Origin of the sequence: Vibrio breoganii, from assembly GCF_024346795.1 — a bacterium.
GTDB classification, from domain to species: Bacteria; Pseudomonadota; Gammaproteobacteria; order Enterobacterales; family Vibrionaceae; genus Vibrio; species Vibrio breoganii.
This window is the reverse complement of sequence record NZ_AP024865.1, coordinates 83740-103933: the sequence shown is the minus strand read 5'-3', so window position 1 is coordinate 103933 and position 20194 is coordinate 83740. Positions and strand designations below refer to the sequence as shown.

Below are 20194 nucleotides of genomic sequence, written 5' to 3'. Positions count from 1 at the left end.
GTTTCGACTCAAAAACGGTATCGTAAAAAGACTGAGTGAAGACAAAATGTGCGTCTGATTAAGATATTGGGACAGAAGCTAAAAATCCAATGGCTTTTTCGTTTTTGTGTTTCTAAATGTGAATACAGTCACATAGTTATCTCCCTCTGACTGTCGAACAATTAGCTAACATACTGAAATAAATAAAGGACATGCTTAAGCTAGCATGCCCTTTTAATGAAGTATAAAGCTATCCTTCAAATCTAATTTTGTTATTGAGCAGAAAAAGTACAATCCGCAGGGAAGCTATTCCAGACGTCTTCAACCGTACTCCACCCTAGCACCGAGCCACTGGTATCAACACGATCGCATAGGGATGTCATATCTATATGTGCTTCTAAATAACAGAACCCACCTAATTCTAAGTTAGGGACAGTAAACGATTGGTCGTTATACATACTTGAGGTGCGACAAAATAATAAATCTACATCAAGTGATGCAATACTTGCTGATGAAGAGTGTTGCAGGAATAGTTGTGGTGCTGACAATGAGCCCGCATTCATAGAGCTAGAATTCGTTACAATAATATTACCACTAGAAACTAGCTCCGTATGAACTCCAACTGAAGATGAACTATTAACTCCAAGCTCTCCTCCTAAGGTGAGGTATTCAACTGACAGTGATGAACCTTCTGTCACATCCACATTCTCTTCTATAGATAAGCTTTGCGTCTGTAGTGAAGAACCTAACCTTAGTCCAATATATCTAGCATCTATACCTTCCTCAGTCCAAGTACTTAGAGACGCAGATTGAAGCAAAATAATCTCATCTGCCACTATTTCTCCCGCGGCCATAGTACTGGCATCTACATATAAGCTGTTGACGTCGAGGTAACTTCCACTTAAAGCAGAGCCATTCGTAGCTTCTAGTCGACGAATGTTTGTAGTTCCATCACCATACCAAAGGCGTGAAGATGCCCCTACACTAATCATGTTGTCACCATCTCCAGTCAGGTTATCTACCCAGCCATTGGCGTTTCCATCATAGATAAGATCATCATTAATGGTTAAATTCACAAAGCCAATCTTCTGTTCACTGTCTACTCTAATATTCCCGCTAATTTGCCCACCTTGTTCATGGCCAGCAAATTCGATATTTGAACGATTAAAGTTAACACTTCCCCAACTGCAATTGCCTTTAATCGTTACTACAAGAAAGTCACTATTTTTCGCACCAGCTGCAAAGTATTCCGCGAGCGCCTCTGAATTCGAAGTACAATCAATTTCATCTTCCAGAGTAGGGCCACGTGCTCCACTGCTCTCGGAAAGAGCTTTTAGATAGCTGAAGTTTTGGTTAATCTCATCAGCCTTAATGTAGTCACCCGAGCTAAAAGTCAGCATTTCATCTGCTGCAAATGCATTCCCTGTTCCCATTAATAACGAACACATAATCGCTAGATTTGTTCTGTTCATAGTCTTATTTCCTTATTCACTTATAACCATTTGCTAGAGTCAAACTGAGCATTGCTAAACGTTGCTAATTCTTCGCTATCACACGCATCCCCTATACCATCCTCGTCATAATCCTTTTGCGTAGGATTGTTGATAGAAGGGCAGTTGTCTTCGAGATCCGCTATCAAATCGTTGTCATCATCAATATCCGCATTGTCACCAATTTGGTCTCCGTCAAGATCTTGAGACTCGTTTGGATCAGTAGGGAATACATCTTCATTGTCACCAATACTGTCCCCATCTGTGTCTTTTGATTCATAAGGGTCTAAAGGAAAGGCGTCGGCATTATCTCCAACCTTGTCACCATCAGAATCTTTGTTCTCTGTCGGATCTAGAGGAAATACATCGCTGTTATCCCCGAATCCATCACCATCGCTATCCACTGTTTCATTTGGGTCATTGGGAAAAGCATCTGCATTGTCGCCAACCTTGTCACCATCAGAGTCTTTGCTCTCCGCCGGATCTAAAGGAAAAATATCACTGCTGTCGCCAACTCCATCACCGTCGCTATCGATTGTTTCATTGGGGTCATTAGGAAAAGCATCCGCATTGTCGCCAATCTTATCTCCGTCAGAATCTTTGCTTTCTGCTGGATTTAAAGGAAAAGCATCACTGTTGTCACCTACTCCATCACCATCGCTATCAACGGTTTCATTTGGGTCTTTCGGAAAGGCATCTGAATTATCTCCCACACCGTCCTCATCACTATCAAGCCATTCGTTAGCATTGAGCGGAAAGACATCTTCAGAATTAAGGTAGCCATCGTTGTCAGTATCATCATCGGTTTCAACGACGCTTAATGAATCTCCATCGGTAATAATTGCTTCGGTTGGTTCAAGTTCTTTTACCAGCTGTGAAACTTGAGCAAGCGTTTCATCTTCGCTGTAGTAATTCTCTGTTTCAAATACAATTGCTGCATCTTGAGAACTATCAGGCAGCACACCACTTCCAACCAAATTACGCGCTTTATTCGCAGTTTCAGGGTCTTCAATATAATCAGACAGTATCTTTTCCTGTGAGATATTTAATTTTTCCGATACAGCAACTACAGCCTCCTCTTTACTGCTGCTTGTTGTATCCATGTTTAATTTAACTAGCGTTGATAGAGGGGTTATATTTGTCTCTCCCGCGGGTGCCGTCATAATAAAGTCATAATTTATCGCTTTATCTGGGTTATCTTCATCAATGGTTACACCCTTAATTGCCTGTACTACAACAGGGTATTTTTCATAGCCTTCAACTCCGGTGACATCTAATGAGGCCTCTCCTCCCTCACCACTTATTGCTGCTGGTTCCCCTTCATCCATAACAAAATTTGAGTTCACATCAAGCCATACATTGGCACCATTGAGGTAGCCATCAATTGCTTTGACATCTAGATTTTGATTTGAATTAGGAGTTATTGCATCATCACTATCACCGCATGCAGTAATAAAGCATGAAGATACAGCCAAAACAATTAAGTTCCTTTTCATTCTTGGCTCTCCGTTTATTTAAATAACTATTAAACAAACTAGCAAGATAATAAATAACAAACATCGCTATTGATAACTCACTTACTCTAAATCAAATTAAATTAAATTAAATACTCTATAAGAGAAATAACAAAAAATCTGGCACTTATAATGCTATAGCAGTAGCTACCCTTGCAGTAACCATTCATAAGATAAATACAATAGACTAATAATGATAAGTTAACTTAAAAAACGACATCAAATGAAGCGCATTATTACTTAATACTGTGATGAATATTTACCACAACTTGAAATTTAGTAGATTTAATATCATTTAATCAACGAAAATCCATAGTTACCAGCCTCACAAAAACACACCAAAACTGTCCATTAATAAATTATTGACTTATTATTCGAGAACCGAATAAGTGTTATACATTAATACTATTTCCAATCTTACACCCATCTGTTTATTTTATTTTCAGTGCAGACGGTTTCATTGAAATCACTCGCACCGACATGAGGTTCTTACACTATTCATTAATTAAAAAAAGCATAAATATGAAACTACAAACAAAAACTCTAATCGCTACTTTTTTGGCAACCACTCTATCCTCACACGCATTCGCCCAATTGGACCCAAACAAAGCTCCATCGGAAAACTTCGATTTGACCCATTGGAAACTGAACGTTCCCATTGAAGATGTTAAACCCGAGCGTAAAGGCTTGGTCATGGAGGTTTCTGCTGCTGAGCTTAACGAGGGTTACACTCATCCAGAATGGTTCTACACCGACCCGCAAAGCGGAGCGCTAGTATTTGTTGCACCGAACAAAGCGATGACTACGCCAAACTCTAGTAACGCTCGCTCTGAGCTGCACGCTATGCTGGCCGACAATCCAGAGATTGGTACCTATGAGCCAGCAAATAACTTTGCTGTAGCCTCAAACAAAAATGCTGAAGACTATGCGGCGGTTGGCGGAAAGCTGAGCGCTGAACTTGCGGTCAATCATGTAAGCTTAAGTGGCGATCACAGACACAATGACTCTTTCTCAGTGGTAATAGGACAAATACATGCTCGCCACAACGAACCACTAAAGATCTTTTATCGTAAGCTACCGGATCACGAATACGGCTCGGTTTACTGGAACTACGAAAACAATGCATTAGGGGATGATTACCACAAACGTCTCGATATTTCTCACAATGTGTTTGGCAAAGCAAAGCTACGTTTTGGCCAAGAAGACCCGCAAGATGGGGTTAAGCTGGATGAGAAGATCTCTTACACGGTCAATGTTGAAGGCGACATCATGCACCTTGAGTTTATTAAGGATGCAGATTCCGATAATCCGGTGAAAAAGACGTTCGCAATGAACATTGCTGAAGGGAACTACCTAGGCAATAAATATGATGCCGGCTATGCACAGTCACTCTTCTTCTACAAAGCCGGTGCATATAACCAATGCAGTACTGGCGTAGTGCGCTGTACTAACAATGGTATGGAAGCGGGCGACTATACCAAGGTGAGCTTTTACCACCTGGAACTCGACCATAAATAAAGCGCTTCGCTAAGGCTCTATAGTTAAAAAAGGGATCTCTATGGAGATCCCTAACTCTTTGAATCTCGCTCATTTCAAATAGGGTGTCGTTTTCAAACTGTGCTTTAGTAGTAAGTGTTGAGTTGTTCATAATGACCTCTGTGTAATAAGTTGGTTTGCGTCTTAAGTTGAGGCTATTTTATGGGCGATTTGAAAAACCCAACAATTGCATATGGCGGATGCGACACGACGGAGGAATTTTGTAGTGGTGGTGCCGAGATGGAACTCAATTCGGTGATTAGAAAAACAAAACAGGGGCCTCATATGAGGCCCCTGTTTGCTATCTGCATGCAGATCACGAAGTCGGATTTTGGTAATAGAGTCTTTTACTCTTGGTTACCGTCAACCGTAAATGATTCTTCAATTCTTCGTAGTTCTTCCTGCTCTTTAAGCTTCGCTTCTTCTTGAAGCGCCGCTTTGCGTTCATTCATTGCCTTCTTTTCTGACTTAGTCAAAAACTTCACAGCTTTCTTGTTGGTCAGTGCATAGGCGACTACGTCTTCACCTTTTTCACGGCGTTCATTGACTCGCTGTGAGAAGCGCTCGTTGTCACGTGCTTTACGCTCAGCTGAACTTAATTTGCTCATGTTTCATACCTATATTAAAAATTCGGTAGGCCTGTTGCTACCTTCAAGTAAACAAATGAGAGGTCATTCATATAGCTGATGGGGCGATTTTAGCATAGATACTGGTGCAAATAATGATTTGGCGAATTTGAATAATGACAGAAAGGAAAGAGCCTCAGAGAGAGGGTGAGTCACCTGAGGCCTTCTGGGGATCAGAACTACTACTGTTCTGAGTTTCTCTGCTAAAAGAAATCGTTGTTCCCTTAAATAAGTCTTACGCTTTACAGCTTACTTAGGGAGGCCAACCTGCTGGTAAGAGACAACAAGTCAGCCTATTGACTGATACCAACTCAAGCACAAGCTTAAGTTGGTAGATGAGCCCAAAGGCTCTTAGTGACGGACGCGAGAGCCGGTGAGCTCTACCGCACGTAACTGAGCAATGGCTTTCGCTAGTTCAAGCTGTGCTTGAGCGAAATTAATATCCGTATTGCCTTTATTGATGTTTTCGAGTGCTGCACGTTTTGCTTCTTCTGCACGAGCACGGTCAATATCTTTGCCATGCAAGGCGGTATCTGCCAAAACGGTCACCACATCAGGTTGCACTTCCACTAAGCCGCCAGAAACATACAGCACTTGCTCTTTTTGTTTCTCGCCAGTAACGAATACCGTTACCCCTGGCTTAATTTTGCTAAGAAGTGGTGAGTGACCTGGGCGAATACCCAGTTCACCGTCGGCTCCTGAAACCGCAAGGGCATGTGCAGGCCCTGAAAACAGCGTACCTTCCGCACTTACGATGTTAAGTTGAAATGTATTCTCTGTAACTCCGATAGCCATAATGCACCCTGCCTCTTAGATAGATTTTGCTTTTTCAAGCACTTCGTCGATAGAACCACAGTACAAGAACGCTTGTTCTGGGATATCGTCGTATTGACCGTCTAGCAAGCCTTTAAAGCCAGAGATAGTTTCGCTTAGTGGAACGAACACACCTTTTTGACCGGTAAATACTTCTGCTACGTGGTAAGGCTGAGTTAGGAAACGTTCAATCTTACGAGCACGAGATACAGTTTGCTTATCTTCTTGAGAAAGCTCATCCATACCTAGGATAGCGATGATATCTTTCAGCTCTTTGTAGCGTTGCAGCGTTGTTTGTACGTGCTGTGCTACGTTGTAGTGCTCTTCACCCACAATCTGTGGATCAAGCTGACGAGAAGTAGAATCTAGTGGATCGATTGCTGGGTATAGACCAAGCGCTGCGATGTTACGAGACAATACAACTGTTGCATCCAAGTGAGCAAAAGTGGTTGCTGGCGATGGGTCAGTCAAGTCATCCGCAGGTACGTATACCGCCTGGATTGAAGTGATAGAACCTTGGCGAGTTGACGTGATACGCTCTTGAAGCACACCCATCTCTTCAGCCAGTGTTGGCTGGTAACCTACCGCTGAAGGCATACGGCCTAGCAGCGCTGATACTTCTGTACCCGCAAGTGTGTAACGGTAGATGTTATCGATGAATAGCAGTACGTCACGGCCTTCATCACGGAAACGCTCAGCCATAGTTAGACCTGTAAGCGCTACACGTAGACGGTTTCCCGGTGGCTCGTTCATTTGACCGTAAACCATGGCCACTTTGTCGAGAACGCCCGCTTCCTTCATCTCGTAGTAGAAGTCGTTACCCTCACGAGTACGCTCACCTACACCGGTAAATACTGATAAACCTGAGTGAGCTTTCGCGATGTTGTTGATAAGCTCCATCATATTGACGGTTTTACCTACACCCGCACCACCAAACAGACCGATTTTACCGCCCTTAGCGAAAGGACAGATAAGGTCGATAACCTTAACACCGGTTTCTAGCAGCTCAGTGCTGTTTGCTTGGTCTTCATAAGAAGGCGCTTCACGGTGAATTTCGTAGTTTTCTTTCTGGCCAATCTCGCCACATTCATCGATAGGTTGACCTAGCACGTTCATAATACGGCCTAGTGTTTCTTCACCTACAGGAACTGTGATTGGAGAGCCAGTGTTCTCAACTTCAAGGCCACGACGAAGACCGTCTGAGGTACCCATCGCGATACAGCGAACGATACCGCCACCCATTTGTTGCTGAACTTCTAACACTAGCGAGCCTACATCGTCGCCTAATACTGTTAATGCGTCATAAACGCGAGGACCGTTATTGTGGCTGAATTCGACATCAACCACCGCACCGATCACTTTTACTATTTTTCCAACACTCATGTCTAAATCCTCAAATTCTTTTCCGAACCCTATACCGCTTGGGCGCCTGAGACGATTTCGCTCAGTTCTTGGGTTATGGCAGCCTGACGCGCTTTGTTGTAAACCAACTGTAAGTTGTCAATCAGTTGGCCGGCGTTGTCGGTGGCCGCTTTCATGGCTACCATTCGGGCTGCTTGCTCACACGCAATGCTCTCTACAATGCCTTGGTACACTTGCGACTCGATGTAGCGGTGTAACAATTCAGAGAGAATGTCTTTTGGTGCTTGCTCGTAGATGTAGTCCCAGCGACGTGCTTCTCTTGCATTTGCGTCTGCTTCTACATCTGACGGGTGTGGCAGCAATTGTGCTGTCGTTGGCTCTTGCACCATGGTGTTAACGAACTTGTTGTAAACCAAATACAAACTGTCGATCTTACCTTCGTCATAGTGTTCCAACATCGCGTTTACTGTGCCTAAGATGTCTTCCAATTTTGGAGAATCCCCTAGACCTGCAGTTTGCGCTACGACGTTGCCGCCGCGTTGGAAGAAGCTGATAGCCTTAGAACCGATTAAGGTGGTATCAACCTCTACACCCTTCGCTCGCCACTGTTGCATCTCTTCAAGCACCTTCTTGAACAAGTTGTTGTTCAAGCCGCCACATAAGCCGCGGTCAGATGAAATGATGATGTAAGCAACACGCTTTGGCTCACGCTGTTGAAGGTAGGGATGTTGGTATTCCAACGAACCCGATGCGACGTGAGAGATAACGTGACGCATGTTCTCGGCATAGGGGCGAGTTTGCTCCATATGGTCTTGAACTTTACGCATCTTACTTGCCGCAACCATCTCCATTGCACTGGTGATTTTTTGAGTGTTACCAACACTGCCTATCTTGGTGCGAATCTCTTTGGTATTTGCCATTATCTGCTCCTATTTGTTTCGATTTCCAGTCAACAAACCGGAGCTTACAGTGACTGCACTGAGACAAAGCCTTTCAGTATCTCGTGTAAACCCGCGTCAATTTCGTCGTTGTAATCACCCGTTGCGTTGATTTTTGCCATCAACTCAGGGTTTTGGCCGTTTGCGTAAGCCAACAACTCTTGCTCGAAATATCCAATCTTAGAAAGCTCTACATCACCCAAGTAACCCTTCTCTGCAGCGAAGATAACTATCGCTTGAGCGGCTACTGACATTGGTGCGTACTGTTTCTGTTTCATCAGTTCAGTTACACGCTCACCATGATCAAGCTGCTTACGAGTTGTCTCATCAAGGTCAGAAGAGAACTGAGCAAACGCTGCCAATTCGCGGTACTGTGCAAGTGCGGTACGAATACCACCAGACAGTTTCTTGATGATCTTACTCTGCGCTGCACCACCTACACGTGATACTGAGATACCTGGGTCAACCGCTGGGCGTAAGCCTGAGTTAAACAGTTGAGTCTGAAGGAAAATCTGACCATCAGTGATTGAGATTACGTTAGTCGGTACGAACGCCGATACGTCACCTGCTTGAGTCTCGATGATAGGTAGAGCGGTTAATGAACCTGTTTTACCTTTCACTGCACCTTTAGTGAATTTCTCTACGTAGGCTTCGTTTACACGAGCTGCACGTTCTAGAAGGCGTGAGTGGAGGTAGAAAACGTCACCAGGGAATGCTTCACGACCCGGTGGGCGTTTAAGTAGTAGTGAGATTTGACGGTAAGCAACGGCTTGTTTAGACAAGTCATCGTAGATGATCAGTGCATCTTCACCACGGTCACGGAAGTATTCGCCCATGGTACAACCTGCATAAGGAGCAAGGTATTGAAGTGCTGCTGATTCAGATGCTGAAGCCACAACGACGATAGTGTTCTCTAGAGCACCGTGCTCTTCTAGTTTACGCACTACGTTGGCGATGGTTGATGCTTTCTGGCCGATAGCCACATACACACATTTAACGCCAGAGTCTTTCTGGTTGATGATGGCATCGATTGCCATCGCGGTTTTACCCGTCTGACGGTCACCGATGATAAGCTCACGCTGGCCACGACCGATTGGCACCATAGTATCAACGGCTTTGTAGCCTGTTTGAATAGGTTGGTCTACTGACTTACGCTCGATTACACCCGGTGCAATCACTTCTACAGGATCAAGCTGCTCATAACTTACAGCGCCTTTACCATCGATTGGTTCGCCTAGCGTGTTTACTACACGACCAAGCAGTCCGTTACCTACTGGCACTTCCAAGATACGGCCTGTACCTTTTACTTTCATGCCTTCAGAAAGGTCGGTGTAAGGGCCCATTACTACGGCACCTACAGAGTATTGCTCAAGGTTAAGTGCTAGTGCGAACTTGCCGCCTGGTAGTTCAATCATCTCACCCTGCATAACATCTGCAAGACCATTGATGGTGATGATGCCATCACGAACAGAGACGATGGTACCTTCGTTGCGAGCTTCAGTGCTCACATTAAATTTCGCGATACGCTCTCTGATCAGATCGCTAATTTCATTTGAATTTAATTGCATATCTGTTACCTATCTCGCGTGAAGTTGACTAGCTAGTCGGGTAATTGATGTGTCTACTGAACCATCAATGATTGTTTCGCCTGCTTGGACGACAATCCCACCCACCATTGTGTTGTCTAGCACTTGCTCTAGTTCAACTCGACGCTCTAATTTCTTCTCAAGTGCGGCAGTAAGTGCCGTAACTTGCTCTTGTGTAAGCGATTCTGAGCTTGTGACAGTGACAGGAATAACACGCTCATGTTCATCCTTAAGTTCGGTAAACAGTTCAAACAGCTCTCTTACAACCGAAAGACGACCATTCTCTGCCAGGACTTTAATTAGGTTTACGACGTGTTCGTCTACGAGTCCTTGGCAAACCTCAATAATGATGTCGGCCAGAATTTCGGCTTGCTGTGTGCCTGCACCTTCTGCTGAAGAAATCTCACCCGCGATGGTTTCGTCTTCTGCCACAGCTACAAGAATTGACAGCATTTGTTGCCACTCTTGTAACTTGTTCTCAGTCAAAGCAAAGTCGAACGATGCTTTGGCGTAGGGATGAGCAATAGTTGTGTACTCTGACATATTGCCTCCGCTTAGATTTCGCTTATCAATTGATCAACCAGAGCTCGGTTCGTTGCTGAATCCAGGTTCTTACTAATCAACTTCTGTGCACTTTCAATTACTGCGTCTGCCATTTTCGCCTGAAGTTCCTGACGTAATTTTTGACGCTCGCCTTCTAGTTCGGCTCTACCTTGCTCCAAGATGCGTGCTTTTTCTTGTTCAGCTTCTTGCTGAGCTTGGCTGATGATTTCACTGCGGCGTTTATTGCCTTGTTCAACCATTTCAGTCACATTGCGTCTTGCATCTTCGATGAGTTGAGCACCATTCGCTTTCGCTATTTCTAGCTCTTTCGCTGCATTTTCTGAGTGGCGTAAGCCTTCAGCGATTTCTTTTTGGCGCTCGTCTAACATCGCGGTGAGAGGTGGCCATACATATTTCATACATAGCCAAACAAAAATCACGAATGAGATTGCTTGTCCGAGCATGCTTGCATTTAAGTTCATACCTTCCTCACTAAATCTTGATTACTTATAAATCGATCTTTTCAAAGCTTATTAATTGTTGAATTAAGCTACTGCGAAGATGATGTATAGACCGATACCCACACCGATCATCGGTACAGCATCCACAAGACCCATCATGATGAAGAATTGAGTACGAAGCATTGGAGTTAGATCTGGCTGACGTGCAACACCCTCTAGGTATTTACCTGCTAGGTTACCGATACCAGATGCGGCACCCGCTGCACCAAGACCAATCAGTAATGCACCTGCTACATATAAAACTGCGCTTACGATATCCATTTGTATCTCCGATATATAAATTTGTTAATTAAATCTGTGTTAATAATTAATGGTGTTCTTCGACTGCCATTCCTAAATAAACGATAGTCAGTACCATAAAAATAAATGCTTGTAAGAAAACGATTAAGATGTGGAATAAAGCCCATGGAACACTCAGTGCCCATTGCATCCACCAAGGCATTAATGCAATCAGGATAAATATCATTTCACCTGCGTACATATTTCCGAATAATCGTAAACCTAGTGATATTGGTTTTGAAATTAACGTAATAAGTTCTAAAACAAGGTTAACTGGGTATAACAGTGGATTATCAAATGGTTGAGTTGTTAGCTCTTTAATAAATCCTTTCAGACCTTTATTTTTAAACGTATACGTTAATAGCAGAATAAATACACCCAGTGCCATCGACATCGGGACGTTCACATCCGCTGTCGGTAGATCTCTAAAGTGTGTTAGTCCCATAGCGCCGGTAAGCGATGGCACCAAATCAATTGGTAGTAAATCGACTGCGTTCATTAACAGCACCCAAACGAAGGTGGTTAATGCCAGTGGCCCAATTAATTTATCTTCTGCCTGAAAAATTTCTTTTACTAGATTGTTTACAAATTCAAAGATGACTTCGATAAGGCATTGAAAACGACCCGGAACGCCACTGGTTCCTTTAGTCACAACGTATCGAAAAGCGCCAATAAACAGTAAACCAGTTATCCAGGACATCAACATAGAGTCTACGTTGAATGCCCAGAAACCATCACCTGTAGTTAAGAAGGTTAAGTGATGCTCTATATACTCGTGAGCGGTAGTAACATTTTCCATACTACGCATACTCCGACTTGTTAGAGCCGATAATAAATGGTGTTAAGAAGTACCCAATCATTGTCACAATGTATGCTTCTATAATTACTGGGTTGTCCAAACCGAAGAATCGGAAGGCCAGAATAAACATTACAAATGTATAAATGAGTTTCACTACACGACTCATTTGCATAAGATCGCGCAAGCTATAATTTGGGTTTCTTTGCACTTTAAGGCTTGCATATATAAAACCGATCAGCGGTGGTATCATCGCAATAACGACACCTAATACTGCAGATTCCATATCTATTTTATTACCAAAAAACACTTCAAATAAAACTACACCGATGGCTAATACTACTTGGCAAAGAATAACTCTTTTTGCAGCAACAAGAATGTCCCCGCTGATTCCATCCAGCCTCATAATTTAACCTCGTATTTAGCAGTAACATTAATATAAAAAACAGTCGAAAGTGAACTCGTTCCTAGAAACTGACTCTTGGCTACTCTTTATATTTCCCCACGAAGGTTAGCTATATAAAACTTATTGGCTATCGCTTCGATATGGATAAGTTACGCCTAAAGTTCCGTGATCAAAATACCAAATACCGACATCAATCATTTCATTTTTGATAACTGCGTCACTTATTTATGAAAATTGAGCAACTGACACTAGATGCGTTCATTTATAGCGCTTGTAACTGCAACCAGGTGCACAGTACTCTTGATTGATATCAATTTAATTATTTATTCACTATAAATTTGCAAGGTAACTATTCAAAACTGGAATGGTGTTGAATATAAGGAGTTATTACTACTTTGTTGTGCAACCCAAGCAATAGAAACTGATGGAATATCAGAGATACCCTGCAAAGACCTTTATTTACAATTAATATGAAACCAACTAAATATAGATACGTAGATGTTATGCAAGCCATTGATTATTAATAATAAATATAATAGTAATACAGTGATCTTCTTCATACATTAAGGAGGAATTCGATGATAATATGCCGCCGCTCACACCTAATACTATTAATGCATCACTAAGGTAAATCTATGCACAGCAGTGCCAGCTTGAGCCACCCTCAATCTCAAGACAAGTCATTGGAAAACGTATGTAAACGTCTTCTTCAGGAAAATAGCTTTCACAATCAGAGTGAATTACGAGAAAGCTTAATCAAAAATGGCTTTGCTGGAATCAGCCAATCAACGGTTTCACGTCTTCTGACTCAACTAGGGGTTATCAAGGCGCCAAACGCCCTAGGTAAAAAGATTTACTGCTTAGCACCAGAAACCAGCGCCATACAGTTTGATTCATCTATTGCTTCTCAGATCGATTCCGTTGCAGACAACAAATCTATGATTGTAATAAAGGCAAAGCCTGGCAGTGCCCAGCTGATCGCTAGATTGATTGATTTTGACGCAGACAAAGCCATATTAGGCTCCATTGCCGGTGATGATACTGTGTTAGTTATACCCAGTGATGTGGAAAATATAGAGCAGTGCAAACAGGCGGTGCGAAACATACTAGCACTGAGCTGACCTTCTCTTTCAAGAACCAGTAAGCTTTAAACCAAAAAACCCTAGAAATGGACTATCCACTTCTAGGGTTTTAGTTAGAGCATGATTTACTTGGCTACGTTACCTGCGACATTCAGGGCATCCCACGTACGAGCAAATGGAGGAGCGTAGCAGAAATCCAGATAACCCAATTGCGATGTGGTCATCTTAGCTGTGATGGCTACAGCGAGAGCATTGATTCTGCTTACTGCGCCCTTCTTACCAACGATCTCGCCACCCAAGATTACTTTGGTTTTTGGGTTATAAATTAACTTCACCTTAATGTCTTCTTGACCAGGGTAATAGTCGGTTTGATTTTTGTCTGAAATCACAGAGATCTTGTGCTCAATGCCAGACTCTTCGGCTAGTGCCTGAGTGACACCCGTACAAGCCATCTCGTAATCTAAGACTTTCAAGCACGAAGAACCTAGGAAGCCTTCCAAATAAACATCTTTACCTGATAGGTTATCTGCCATCATTCGAGCTTGCTTATTCGCCGTTGTAGCAAGCGGTAGGTATACCGACTGGTTCAAAGCAATGTGGTGAGCCACAGCGCAATCGCCTACAGCGTAAATGTGCTCGTCTGCTGTTTGGCCGAACTCATTCACCAGCAGTGCACCTGTTGGATGTTTGTCTAAATCAAGCATCTCGGTATTCGGCTTAAAGCCCAAAGACATGACGACCACATCTGCAAATACAGAGCCTTTATCTGTGATCACTTCGTAACCACCAGCTTCAGCATCTCGAATGGCTTCTACGCTGCAATCAACTCTTAAGTCCGCACCCGCTTCTGTAATACTTTGCTCTACGGCAGACACCATATCTGCGCCAAACTGGCGGCTCATTACGCGAGAGGCGCGCTCAATGATAGTCACCTTCTTGTTTAAATGGTCAGCGGCGTCAAATACCTCAAGACCAATAAAGCCGGCACCAATGACACAGATATTTTGATTTTTCTCTTCAGCAAAAGCTGCCTTTACCGCTAATCCGTCTTCTTGACTGGTAAGAGTAAAGACATTTTCTGGGTTATATTCACCAAAACTAGGCACTATCGGTCTTGCGCCGGTGCAGATGATCACTTTGTCGTAATCAATACGCTCTTTTTGTCCATTAGCTAATACTTCCACTTGTTTGTTGTCTCTATCAATAGAGACGACTTCAGTAGAGATTCGCAGATCCAGGCCTGACTTAATCGCCTGCTCTGGCGTACGAGAAATCATTCGCTCAGTATCATCAAACATGCCACCAGCGAAGTAAGGCAAGCCACAACCGCCAAAAGAGATATAGTCACGCTTTTCGATAACAACCACTTCATCACTTGGCTGATTGCGTTTGTATTTTGCCGCAAAACTCATACCCGCCGCGTTACCGCCGATCACCACTATTTTCATACTAAAACCTTAACTAAAAAGGGTGGCCAATATGGCCACCAAATAGAGTATTTCTTTATATTTATTAAAGAGACCGATTAAGCTATCGCTTCCTCTGGAGTCTCAGTACCTTTGGTTACTTCCGAGTTGTACACTTCTTTATCTAGTGTGCCGTTCTTCTTAGCCGTCAATACACCAGACAACATAGAACCAGAGATATTCAAGGCAGTACGCGCCATATCAATCAAGGCTTCGATTGAGACTAGGATAGCCACAACGGTGATATCTAATCCCATGATAGTCAGTACCGCTACTGCAGCGAAGGTTGCACCGCCGCCCACACCAGCAATACCGAATGAAGCAATCGCGATAACAGCAACTAGCTGAACAATGAAGCCTAGGTCTACTGGAATACCCATGACTTGCGCAGCCATGATAGCTAGCATTGCTGGGTAGATACCTGCACAACCATTTTGGCCAATACTCGTACCGAACGTTGCTGACATGTTGGCAGTTTCTTCGTCTACACCTAAAGTGCGATTTTGCGTTTCAACGTTAAGTGGGATAGCCGCCATGCTTGAACGAGAACCGAAACCAAACACCAATACAGGCCATGACTTCTTCACAAACTTCATTGGAGACAAACCAGTGATGGAGACCATCGCGATGTGCACTAGATACATTGCAAAGATTGCTGCGTAGCTTGCAACTAGGAAGCGGCCCATCTCTGCAAGAGCAAATAGGTCATTTGTCATCATGAACGACGTCATCAGAGCGAACACACCGTATGGCGTTAGCTTCAAGATTTCGCGAACCATAGACAGTACAACTTCTTTAGCAGAGTTAATGAAATCTACGAAGTTTTGCACTTTCTCTGGGCGACGCTTCTTAACCTGTAGGATGCTGTAGCCAAGGAACATACCAAATAGAACAGTAGATAGCGTTGAAGTTCTTTCAGAGCCCGTCAACATATCGAATACGTTCGCAGGGATGATAGATAGAGCAAGCGCTGCTAGGCCATTGCTAGACATGCTTTCTTGAGTTGAAAGCAGGCGGTCACCACGAGCTTCAATAGCGCCGTTAGAGCCAACAGAGGTCACCATAGTGTTGGCATCAATACCAAAGATATAGATACTTGCAACACCAATAATGGCAGAGATCGCTACAGTGAAGATCAATAACCCAATGATTTTTGGTGCTATTTTAGACAGTGCGCCCGCACCATCTACGTTCATCACAGATGAAACCATAGCCACAAACACTAATGGGATAACGATCATTTGTAAAAGCTTGATGTAGCCTTTACCAAATACAGAGATGAACTCGCCAAAGCTGGCGACTGCGCTGTGGTCAACGCCTAGTGACAACTGAATCACACCACCAAATAAAAGACCTCCCACCAATGCACTGAGTACGCGGTAGTTAAATGTTTTCTTTTGCTTTTTAAAATTGGACAGTACTGCGTAAAAACCTAAAAACAGTACGGAAAGTACAATAAATTGGAAACTCATAATTAAATCCTATTTAGGCTTTCGCTATTTGCGATGGGCAATAGCTTCGACTTCGACAAGTGCATCTTTAGGTAAGCGAGCTGCTTCTACACAAGAGCGCGCCGGTGGGTTATCTGTGCCAAATACTTCGGTATACACTTCATTAAATGCAGCAAAATTCTCCATATCAGACAGAAAACAGGTGGTTTTTAAAACGGTCTCTAGACTGGCCCCACCGGCTTCTAATACTTCTTTTAGATTTAATAACGACTGTCTTGCTTGCTCTTTGATGCCGCCTTCAACAAACGCCATAGTTTCTGGGTCTAGAGGTAATTGACCCGAAGTCAGTACTAACTCGGAATAAGCAGTACCTTGGGCATAAGGTCCGATTGCAGCTGGAGCATTAGGGGTTGAGATAAGTTGTTTCACGACTTTTCCTTAATTTAAAATTTCAGTTGTTTCTGATTTGAATTCTCTGAGGAACTTATAGATTGCCTGACGAGTGATCCCTAGCTTCTCTGCCACTTGTGTTGTGGTCTCTTTCAGCTCAAAAATCCCATTATCAAACAGGTGTTTGGTAATCGCTTTATTACGTCCTTTTGGAGTCACACTCGGGTCGCCATCCACTTCATGAATCGCCTGCTCAAGTGCTTGATAAATCACATCACCTGCAGAGGTGCTGAAATGTTCGTTCTCCAAGAAGTTGCTCACTGACACATCAGGCATCAGTGTTTTCATGATCTCTGGGAAAGGGTGAGACAAGTTCATGTTGATACACAACATGCCAATCGCTTTGCCATTCTCACCGGCCAACACGCATGTGGTTGATTTCATCATTGCGCCATCACTACTCTTAGTGAAATAACATTTCGGTGAAACCTCTCCTGTTCGCTCAAACTCGCTCCACATGCGCAGACCAAGGTCGGTTATTGGGGAACCGATTTCACGCCCGGTATGATGCCCATTGACGATTTTTACTACTGAGTTTTCGAGGCTCTCAAAAGAGTGAATCAATACTTCGCAATGTGGCCCAATTAAATCCGCAATAGTGTCTGCAATGCGAAAATAGTGTTGAAGGCTTTTCTTGTCTTCTTTTGTAAACTTAACTTGTTGTACGCTCATCACTTAGGTTTACTTCTATTAACTCGGTAGGCACAGAATACTCCTATAGGGGTAGATGACAAAATCACACCAAAACACATTAACTAGTTGTTTTTAAACAGATTTACTGATTTTATAGATTTAGATCAAAAAATATTAGAGAACCACATCACACTAAAGTGGTAGTTTGAGTTTAATTTTATTAACTGCGTCAAGGTTTAAAAATGTAAACTTATATTCCACCACCGGACTGACACAAAATAAACGAGATCTTGCTCAACATTGGCGAAAAATGGAGCTATAAAAGATGGATTTAAAGACTAAAGAATTGAGGATGAAGGCTCATTCACCGCTGGTTAATTACTAGTATCTTTAACGGAAAAATAACTTTCAAAGTCATATTGTTAGATAGATTTCGCCTAGAATAAGCAATGTGGCTATTTTAGAGATAAGGAATTTCAAGGGAATGATTAAACGACCGCTAGCCTATGTAGGTATTACCGCACTCGTTTGCTCTGGTGTGGCGGTTTATTATTTTCAACAAACCACCTCTTCTGATACCTATCGTAGCGCAGCCAACACCGTAAAACAGACCTATGAGCAGGAACTATTCACCCTCTCGCCCTATAAGCAAGGTCATTTTGGCTTACGCATGTTCCGACAAACGCTAGATCCTAAGTACCTAGTCGTGATTGAAGAAGACATCGGCATCATGTCCATCAGACTGAACCAACTCTCTGCCGACCTTCACTCCAAGCAAACCATGAATCAATACGCCGAGCAGCGCCTAACGCAATATCAGCAAGGTAAAGATGAGCGCAGTAAAAGACGACTGGTCGCCACAAAGGACAAGCCAGAATACTTTTATCTAGGCTTAGATCTACTGAGATATATGGCTCGAGTCGATGACTATGGTCTAAAGCACAAAGACGATAAGAAGCTAAGAAGGCATCTTGAGCAATACCCCTTCGATAAATTGTTTACTGACAAAGCGATGATAAGAGCATGGGCAGCTCAACTGGCCAATCAGGTCTATTGGTTGAAGCAATTGGGGATGGGCGATCACGTCACTGAATTTACTCAGGCGCTAAAGGATACCTACCCAGATCATGAAGATTATCGATTGTCTCTGCAGCAGTATGAAAACAAGCTCTATGGTATGACCCATATTGTGATTGCGGACTCGGGCTACTATCAACGCCAAGTCAACGAAGCGGACCATGCTTGGATATACGACTATTTTCGACAAAACATAGAAGATATCATCACCTACACCAAACAAGATGTTATCGCTGAGGTTGGTCTCAGCTTCTTACTCGCTGGGCTTGAAGATGACCCTGTCGTCTATAAAGCTCGAGAAGCCATCAGACAATCTATCGATGAAACCGCTGGCCGCATCCCCTCGGTTTCAGGAAACCTCGATTTTAGCTACGGTGAACATCGCAATGTGTTAGCCATAATGCTACTGGACTGGCACTCCCCCAACCCAGGTCCTAATACCTCTACCAACCCAGACTTATTTGAGTCTGTGCCTTTTGGATTGATGCAGAAGAACGCCAATTAACCCTTTCCTTGCGCACTTCAAACCGCCTTATGATAAGCACTGCTTATTAACGATAGTTGTTTCATGAATTAGTCGTAGCTGCTTGCCGTTGTTATAAATACGCCAGAAAAAGCATTGAGCAAGGTTACTACAGGCTTTGCTCTGAACTCGCATCATAAGGTAAGCACAATGAAACATTTACTGCCGATTGCTCTGGTAACCTTTTTAATAGGTTGTAACTCCTCTAGCAATGACAACGCCTCTCAGCAATTACCGCCATCGCATCTTCCAGATGTAACTGCTCCTGAGCGTCCTAACCCTGGCGCAGGTGAGCCTGGACATTTACCAGGTGATTTAATCCCAGATAGATTGCCAATCGATTGGTACATAGAAGCGTCAGCTCGTTACGGAATGGCCGTGGAAGACCTAGATGCGGTATGTCGCTACACCGGCGAGCATCCACAAATGGCCATTCATGTATCCTGCGTGTGGGAAAATGAAGAACTGACTATCGTGCATTTTGTGTCACGCCATACCAGCGAACTTGAAATGCTCTATGAGCACGCGTTTATCTGGGTGATCAATGATAAGCAAATCGACAATGGCTATATCTGGCCTATGGTCAATCACAATGCAGTGGGCTTAGCGGATAAACACCTTAGCACTCAAGGTGATAGTGTAAGCTTTAACATCGCCACGCACTGCGCCAACGATGAATGCATTAACATCAAGCACACACTGACACACCAATTGGATGGCCATCAAATCCTATCCAATGGTATACCGTACGATCTGGTCACTGACTTTGATATGGATACCTACAAGGATTCAGAGAGATTCTATTTCCGTGCAGATTTCACCGATCTAAGTACAGGCGCTAAGCACAACAATACGTTGCATCTTTTCGATGATTTTCCGGCGCTGATGTACAAGGTTTTGGCTCCGGCGTTTGGATATTAATGGCTAGAGGCTAGCTGATAGCCTGACGTTCATGCGATTAATAAACGTCGTCCCCGAGGGCTTTTATCGGGGACCTTTTATAGAAACAGATGCCCGATAAGAGCACTCGGGCATGACGGATACCCCAAAGCTCGAGTTGTGATCAAGAGACAGGCTGATAGCTTCTAGCAAAAAAGAGTGGAAGGCCAATAGGCTTCCACTC

General features: G+C 43.4%; 20 protein-coding genes. 4 read left to right on the top strand and 16 right to left on the bottom strand.

Going from position 1 to position 20194, the window contains the following annotated elements:
* Positions 1 to 251: 251 nt before the first annotated feature.
* The gene (locus OCU35_RS13725; RefSeq protein WP_261826286.1) at positions 252 to 1451 is read right to left on the bottom strand and encodes a hypothetical protein; all 1200 of its coding nucleotides are present in this window, start codon (positions 1449 to 1451) and stop codon (positions 252 to 254) included.
* A gap of 20 nt (positions 1452 to 1471) precedes the next feature.
* Complete coding sequence (locus OCU35_RS13720) at positions 1472 to 2965, bottom strand: MSCRAMM family adhesin SdrC (RefSeq protein ID WP_261826285.1); 1494 nt, start codon at positions 2963 to 2965, stop codon at positions 1472 to 1474.
* Positions 2966 to 3505: 540 nt separating this feature from the next.
* On the opposite strand from OCU35_RS13720, the gene OCU35_RS13715 reads away from it, so the two are divergent.
* Positions 3506 to 4501, top strand: coding sequence for a polysaccharide lyase family 7 protein (locus OCU35_RS13715; protein ID WP_198590624.1), 996 nt, complete (start codon positions 3506 to 3508; stop codon positions 4499 to 4501).
* Between the two features lie 365 nt (positions 4502 to 4866).
* On the opposite strand, the gene OCU35_RS13710 is transcribed toward OCU35_RS13715, so the two are convergent.
* The 10 genes from OCU35_RS13710 to OCU35_RS13665 all read right to left on the bottom strand — a co-directional run bounded on the left by OCU35_RS13710 (position 4867) and on the right by OCU35_RS13665 (position 12389).
* The gene (locus OCU35_RS13710) at positions 4867 to 5127 is read right to left on the bottom strand and encodes a hypothetical protein (protein ID WP_017031646.1); all 261 of its coding nucleotides are present in this window, start codon (positions 5125 to 5127) and stop codon (positions 4867 to 4869) included.
* Positions 5128 to 5496: 369 nt separating this feature from the next.
* Entirely contained in the window at positions 5497 to 5940 is a 444-nt protein-coding gene (locus OCU35_RS13705; protein WP_017028199.1) for a F0F1 ATP synthase subunit epsilon, read from the bottom strand.
* 15 nt (positions 5941 to 5955) lie between these two features.
* On the bottom strand, positions 5956 to 7341 hold the full coding sequence (gene atpD / locus OCU35_RS13700; RefSeq protein ID WP_017028200.1) for a F0F1 ATP synthase subunit beta: 1386 nt from the start codon (positions 7339 to 7341) through the stop codon (positions 5956 to 5958).
* 29 nt (positions 7342 to 7370) lie between these two features.
* On the bottom strand, positions 7371 to 8240 hold the full coding sequence (gene atpG / locus OCU35_RS13695) for a F0F1 ATP synthase subunit gamma (protein WP_017031657.1): 870 nt from the start codon (positions 8238 to 8240) through the stop codon (positions 7371 to 7373).
* A 44-nt stretch (positions 8241 to 8284) separates the two neighbouring features.
* Positions 8285 to 9826 (bottom strand): F0F1 ATP synthase subunit alpha, encoded by a 1542-nt coding sequence (gene atpA / locus OCU35_RS13690; protein ID WP_017028202.1) that lies wholly within the window; start codon positions 9824 to 9826, stop codon positions 8285 to 8287.
* Between the two features lie 9 nt (positions 9827 to 9835).
* Positions 9836 to 10387: a F0F1 ATP synthase subunit delta gene (locus tag OCU35_RS13685; RefSeq protein WP_102443963.1), complete on the bottom strand. Its 552-nt coding sequence runs from the start codon at positions 10385 to 10387 to the stop codon at positions 9836 to 9838.
* Positions 10388 to 10398: 11 nt separating this feature from the next.
* Positions 10399 to 10869 carry a F0F1 ATP synthase subunit B gene (locus OCU35_RS13680; RefSeq protein ID WP_017028204.1) on the bottom strand — a complete coding sequence of 157 codons (471 nt, stop codon included), beginning with the start codon at positions 10867 to 10869 and terminating at the stop codon, positions 10399 to 10401.
* Positions 10870 to 10932: 63 nt separating this feature from the next.
* On the bottom strand, positions 10933 to 11169 hold the full coding sequence (gene atpE, locus OCU35_RS13675) for a F0F1 ATP synthase subunit C (RefSeq protein ID WP_004730405.1): 237 nt from the start codon (positions 11167 to 11169) through the stop codon (positions 10933 to 10935).
* 46 nt (positions 11170 to 11215) lie between these two features.
* Positions 11216 to 11986 carry a F0F1 ATP synthase subunit A gene (atpB, locus tag OCU35_RS13670; protein WP_017028205.1) on the bottom strand — a complete coding sequence of 257 codons (771 nt, stop codon included), beginning with the start codon at positions 11984 to 11986 and terminating at the stop codon, positions 11216 to 11218.
* A gap of 1 nt (position 11987) precedes the next feature.
* Positions 11988 to 12389, bottom strand: coding sequence for a hypothetical protein (locus OCU35_RS13665; protein ID WP_017028206.1), 402 nt, complete (start codon positions 12387 to 12389; stop codon positions 11988 to 11990).
* Positions 12390 to 13024: 635 nt separating this feature from the next.
* Here OCU35_RS13665 and OCU35_RS13660 point away from each other — a divergent pair.
* A complete protein-coding gene (locus OCU35_RS13660) occupies positions 13025 to 13510 on the top strand; it encodes an arginine repressor (RefSeq protein ID WP_065210951.1) in 486 nt (161 codons plus the stop codon).
* Between the two features lie 86 nt (positions 13511 to 13596).
* On the opposite strand, the gene OCU35_RS13655 is transcribed toward OCU35_RS13660, so the two are convergent.
* The 4 genes from OCU35_RS13655 to OCU35_RS13640 form a co-directional block, all read right to left on the bottom strand.
* A complete protein-coding gene (locus tag OCU35_RS13655) occupies positions 13597 to 14919 on the bottom strand; it encodes a CoA-disulfide reductase (RefSeq protein ID WP_261826284.1) in 1323 nt (440 codons plus the stop codon).
* Between the two features lie 77 nt (positions 14920 to 14996).
* Positions 14997 to 16409 (bottom strand): cation:dicarboxylate symporter family transporter, encoded by a 1413-nt coding sequence (locus OCU35_RS13650; protein WP_261826283.1) that lies wholly within the window; start codon positions 16407 to 16409, stop codon positions 14997 to 14999.
* A gap of 24 nt (positions 16410 to 16433) precedes the next feature.
* Positions 16434 to 16817: a RidA family protein gene (locus OCU35_RS13645; protein ID WP_017030180.1), complete on the bottom strand. Its 384-nt coding sequence runs from the start codon at positions 16815 to 16817 to the stop codon at positions 16434 to 16436.
* A 9-nt stretch (positions 16818 to 16826) separates the two neighbouring features.
* Positions 16827 to 17510, bottom strand: coding sequence for a helix-turn-helix transcriptional regulator (locus OCU35_RS13640; RefSeq protein ID WP_017030179.1), 684 nt, complete (start codon positions 17508 to 17510; stop codon positions 16827 to 16829).
* Positions 17511 to 17955: 445 nt separating this feature from the next.
* On the opposite strand from OCU35_RS13640, the gene OCU35_RS13635 reads away from it, so the two are divergent.
* Together OCU35_RS13635 and OCU35_RS13630 are read left to right on the top strand one after the other, a co-directional pair.
* Positions 17956 to 19053: a DUF3541 domain-containing protein gene (locus OCU35_RS13635; RefSeq protein WP_261826282.1), complete on the top strand. Its 1098-nt coding sequence runs from the start codon at positions 17956 to 17958 to the stop codon at positions 19051 to 19053.
* Positions 19054 to 19221: 168 nt separating this feature from the next.
* Complete coding sequence (locus tag OCU35_RS13630; RefSeq protein WP_261826281.1) at positions 19222 to 19992, top strand: hypothetical protein; 771 nt, start codon at positions 19222 to 19224, stop codon at positions 19990 to 19992.
* The last annotated feature ends 202 nt before the right edge of the window (positions 19993 to 20194 follow it).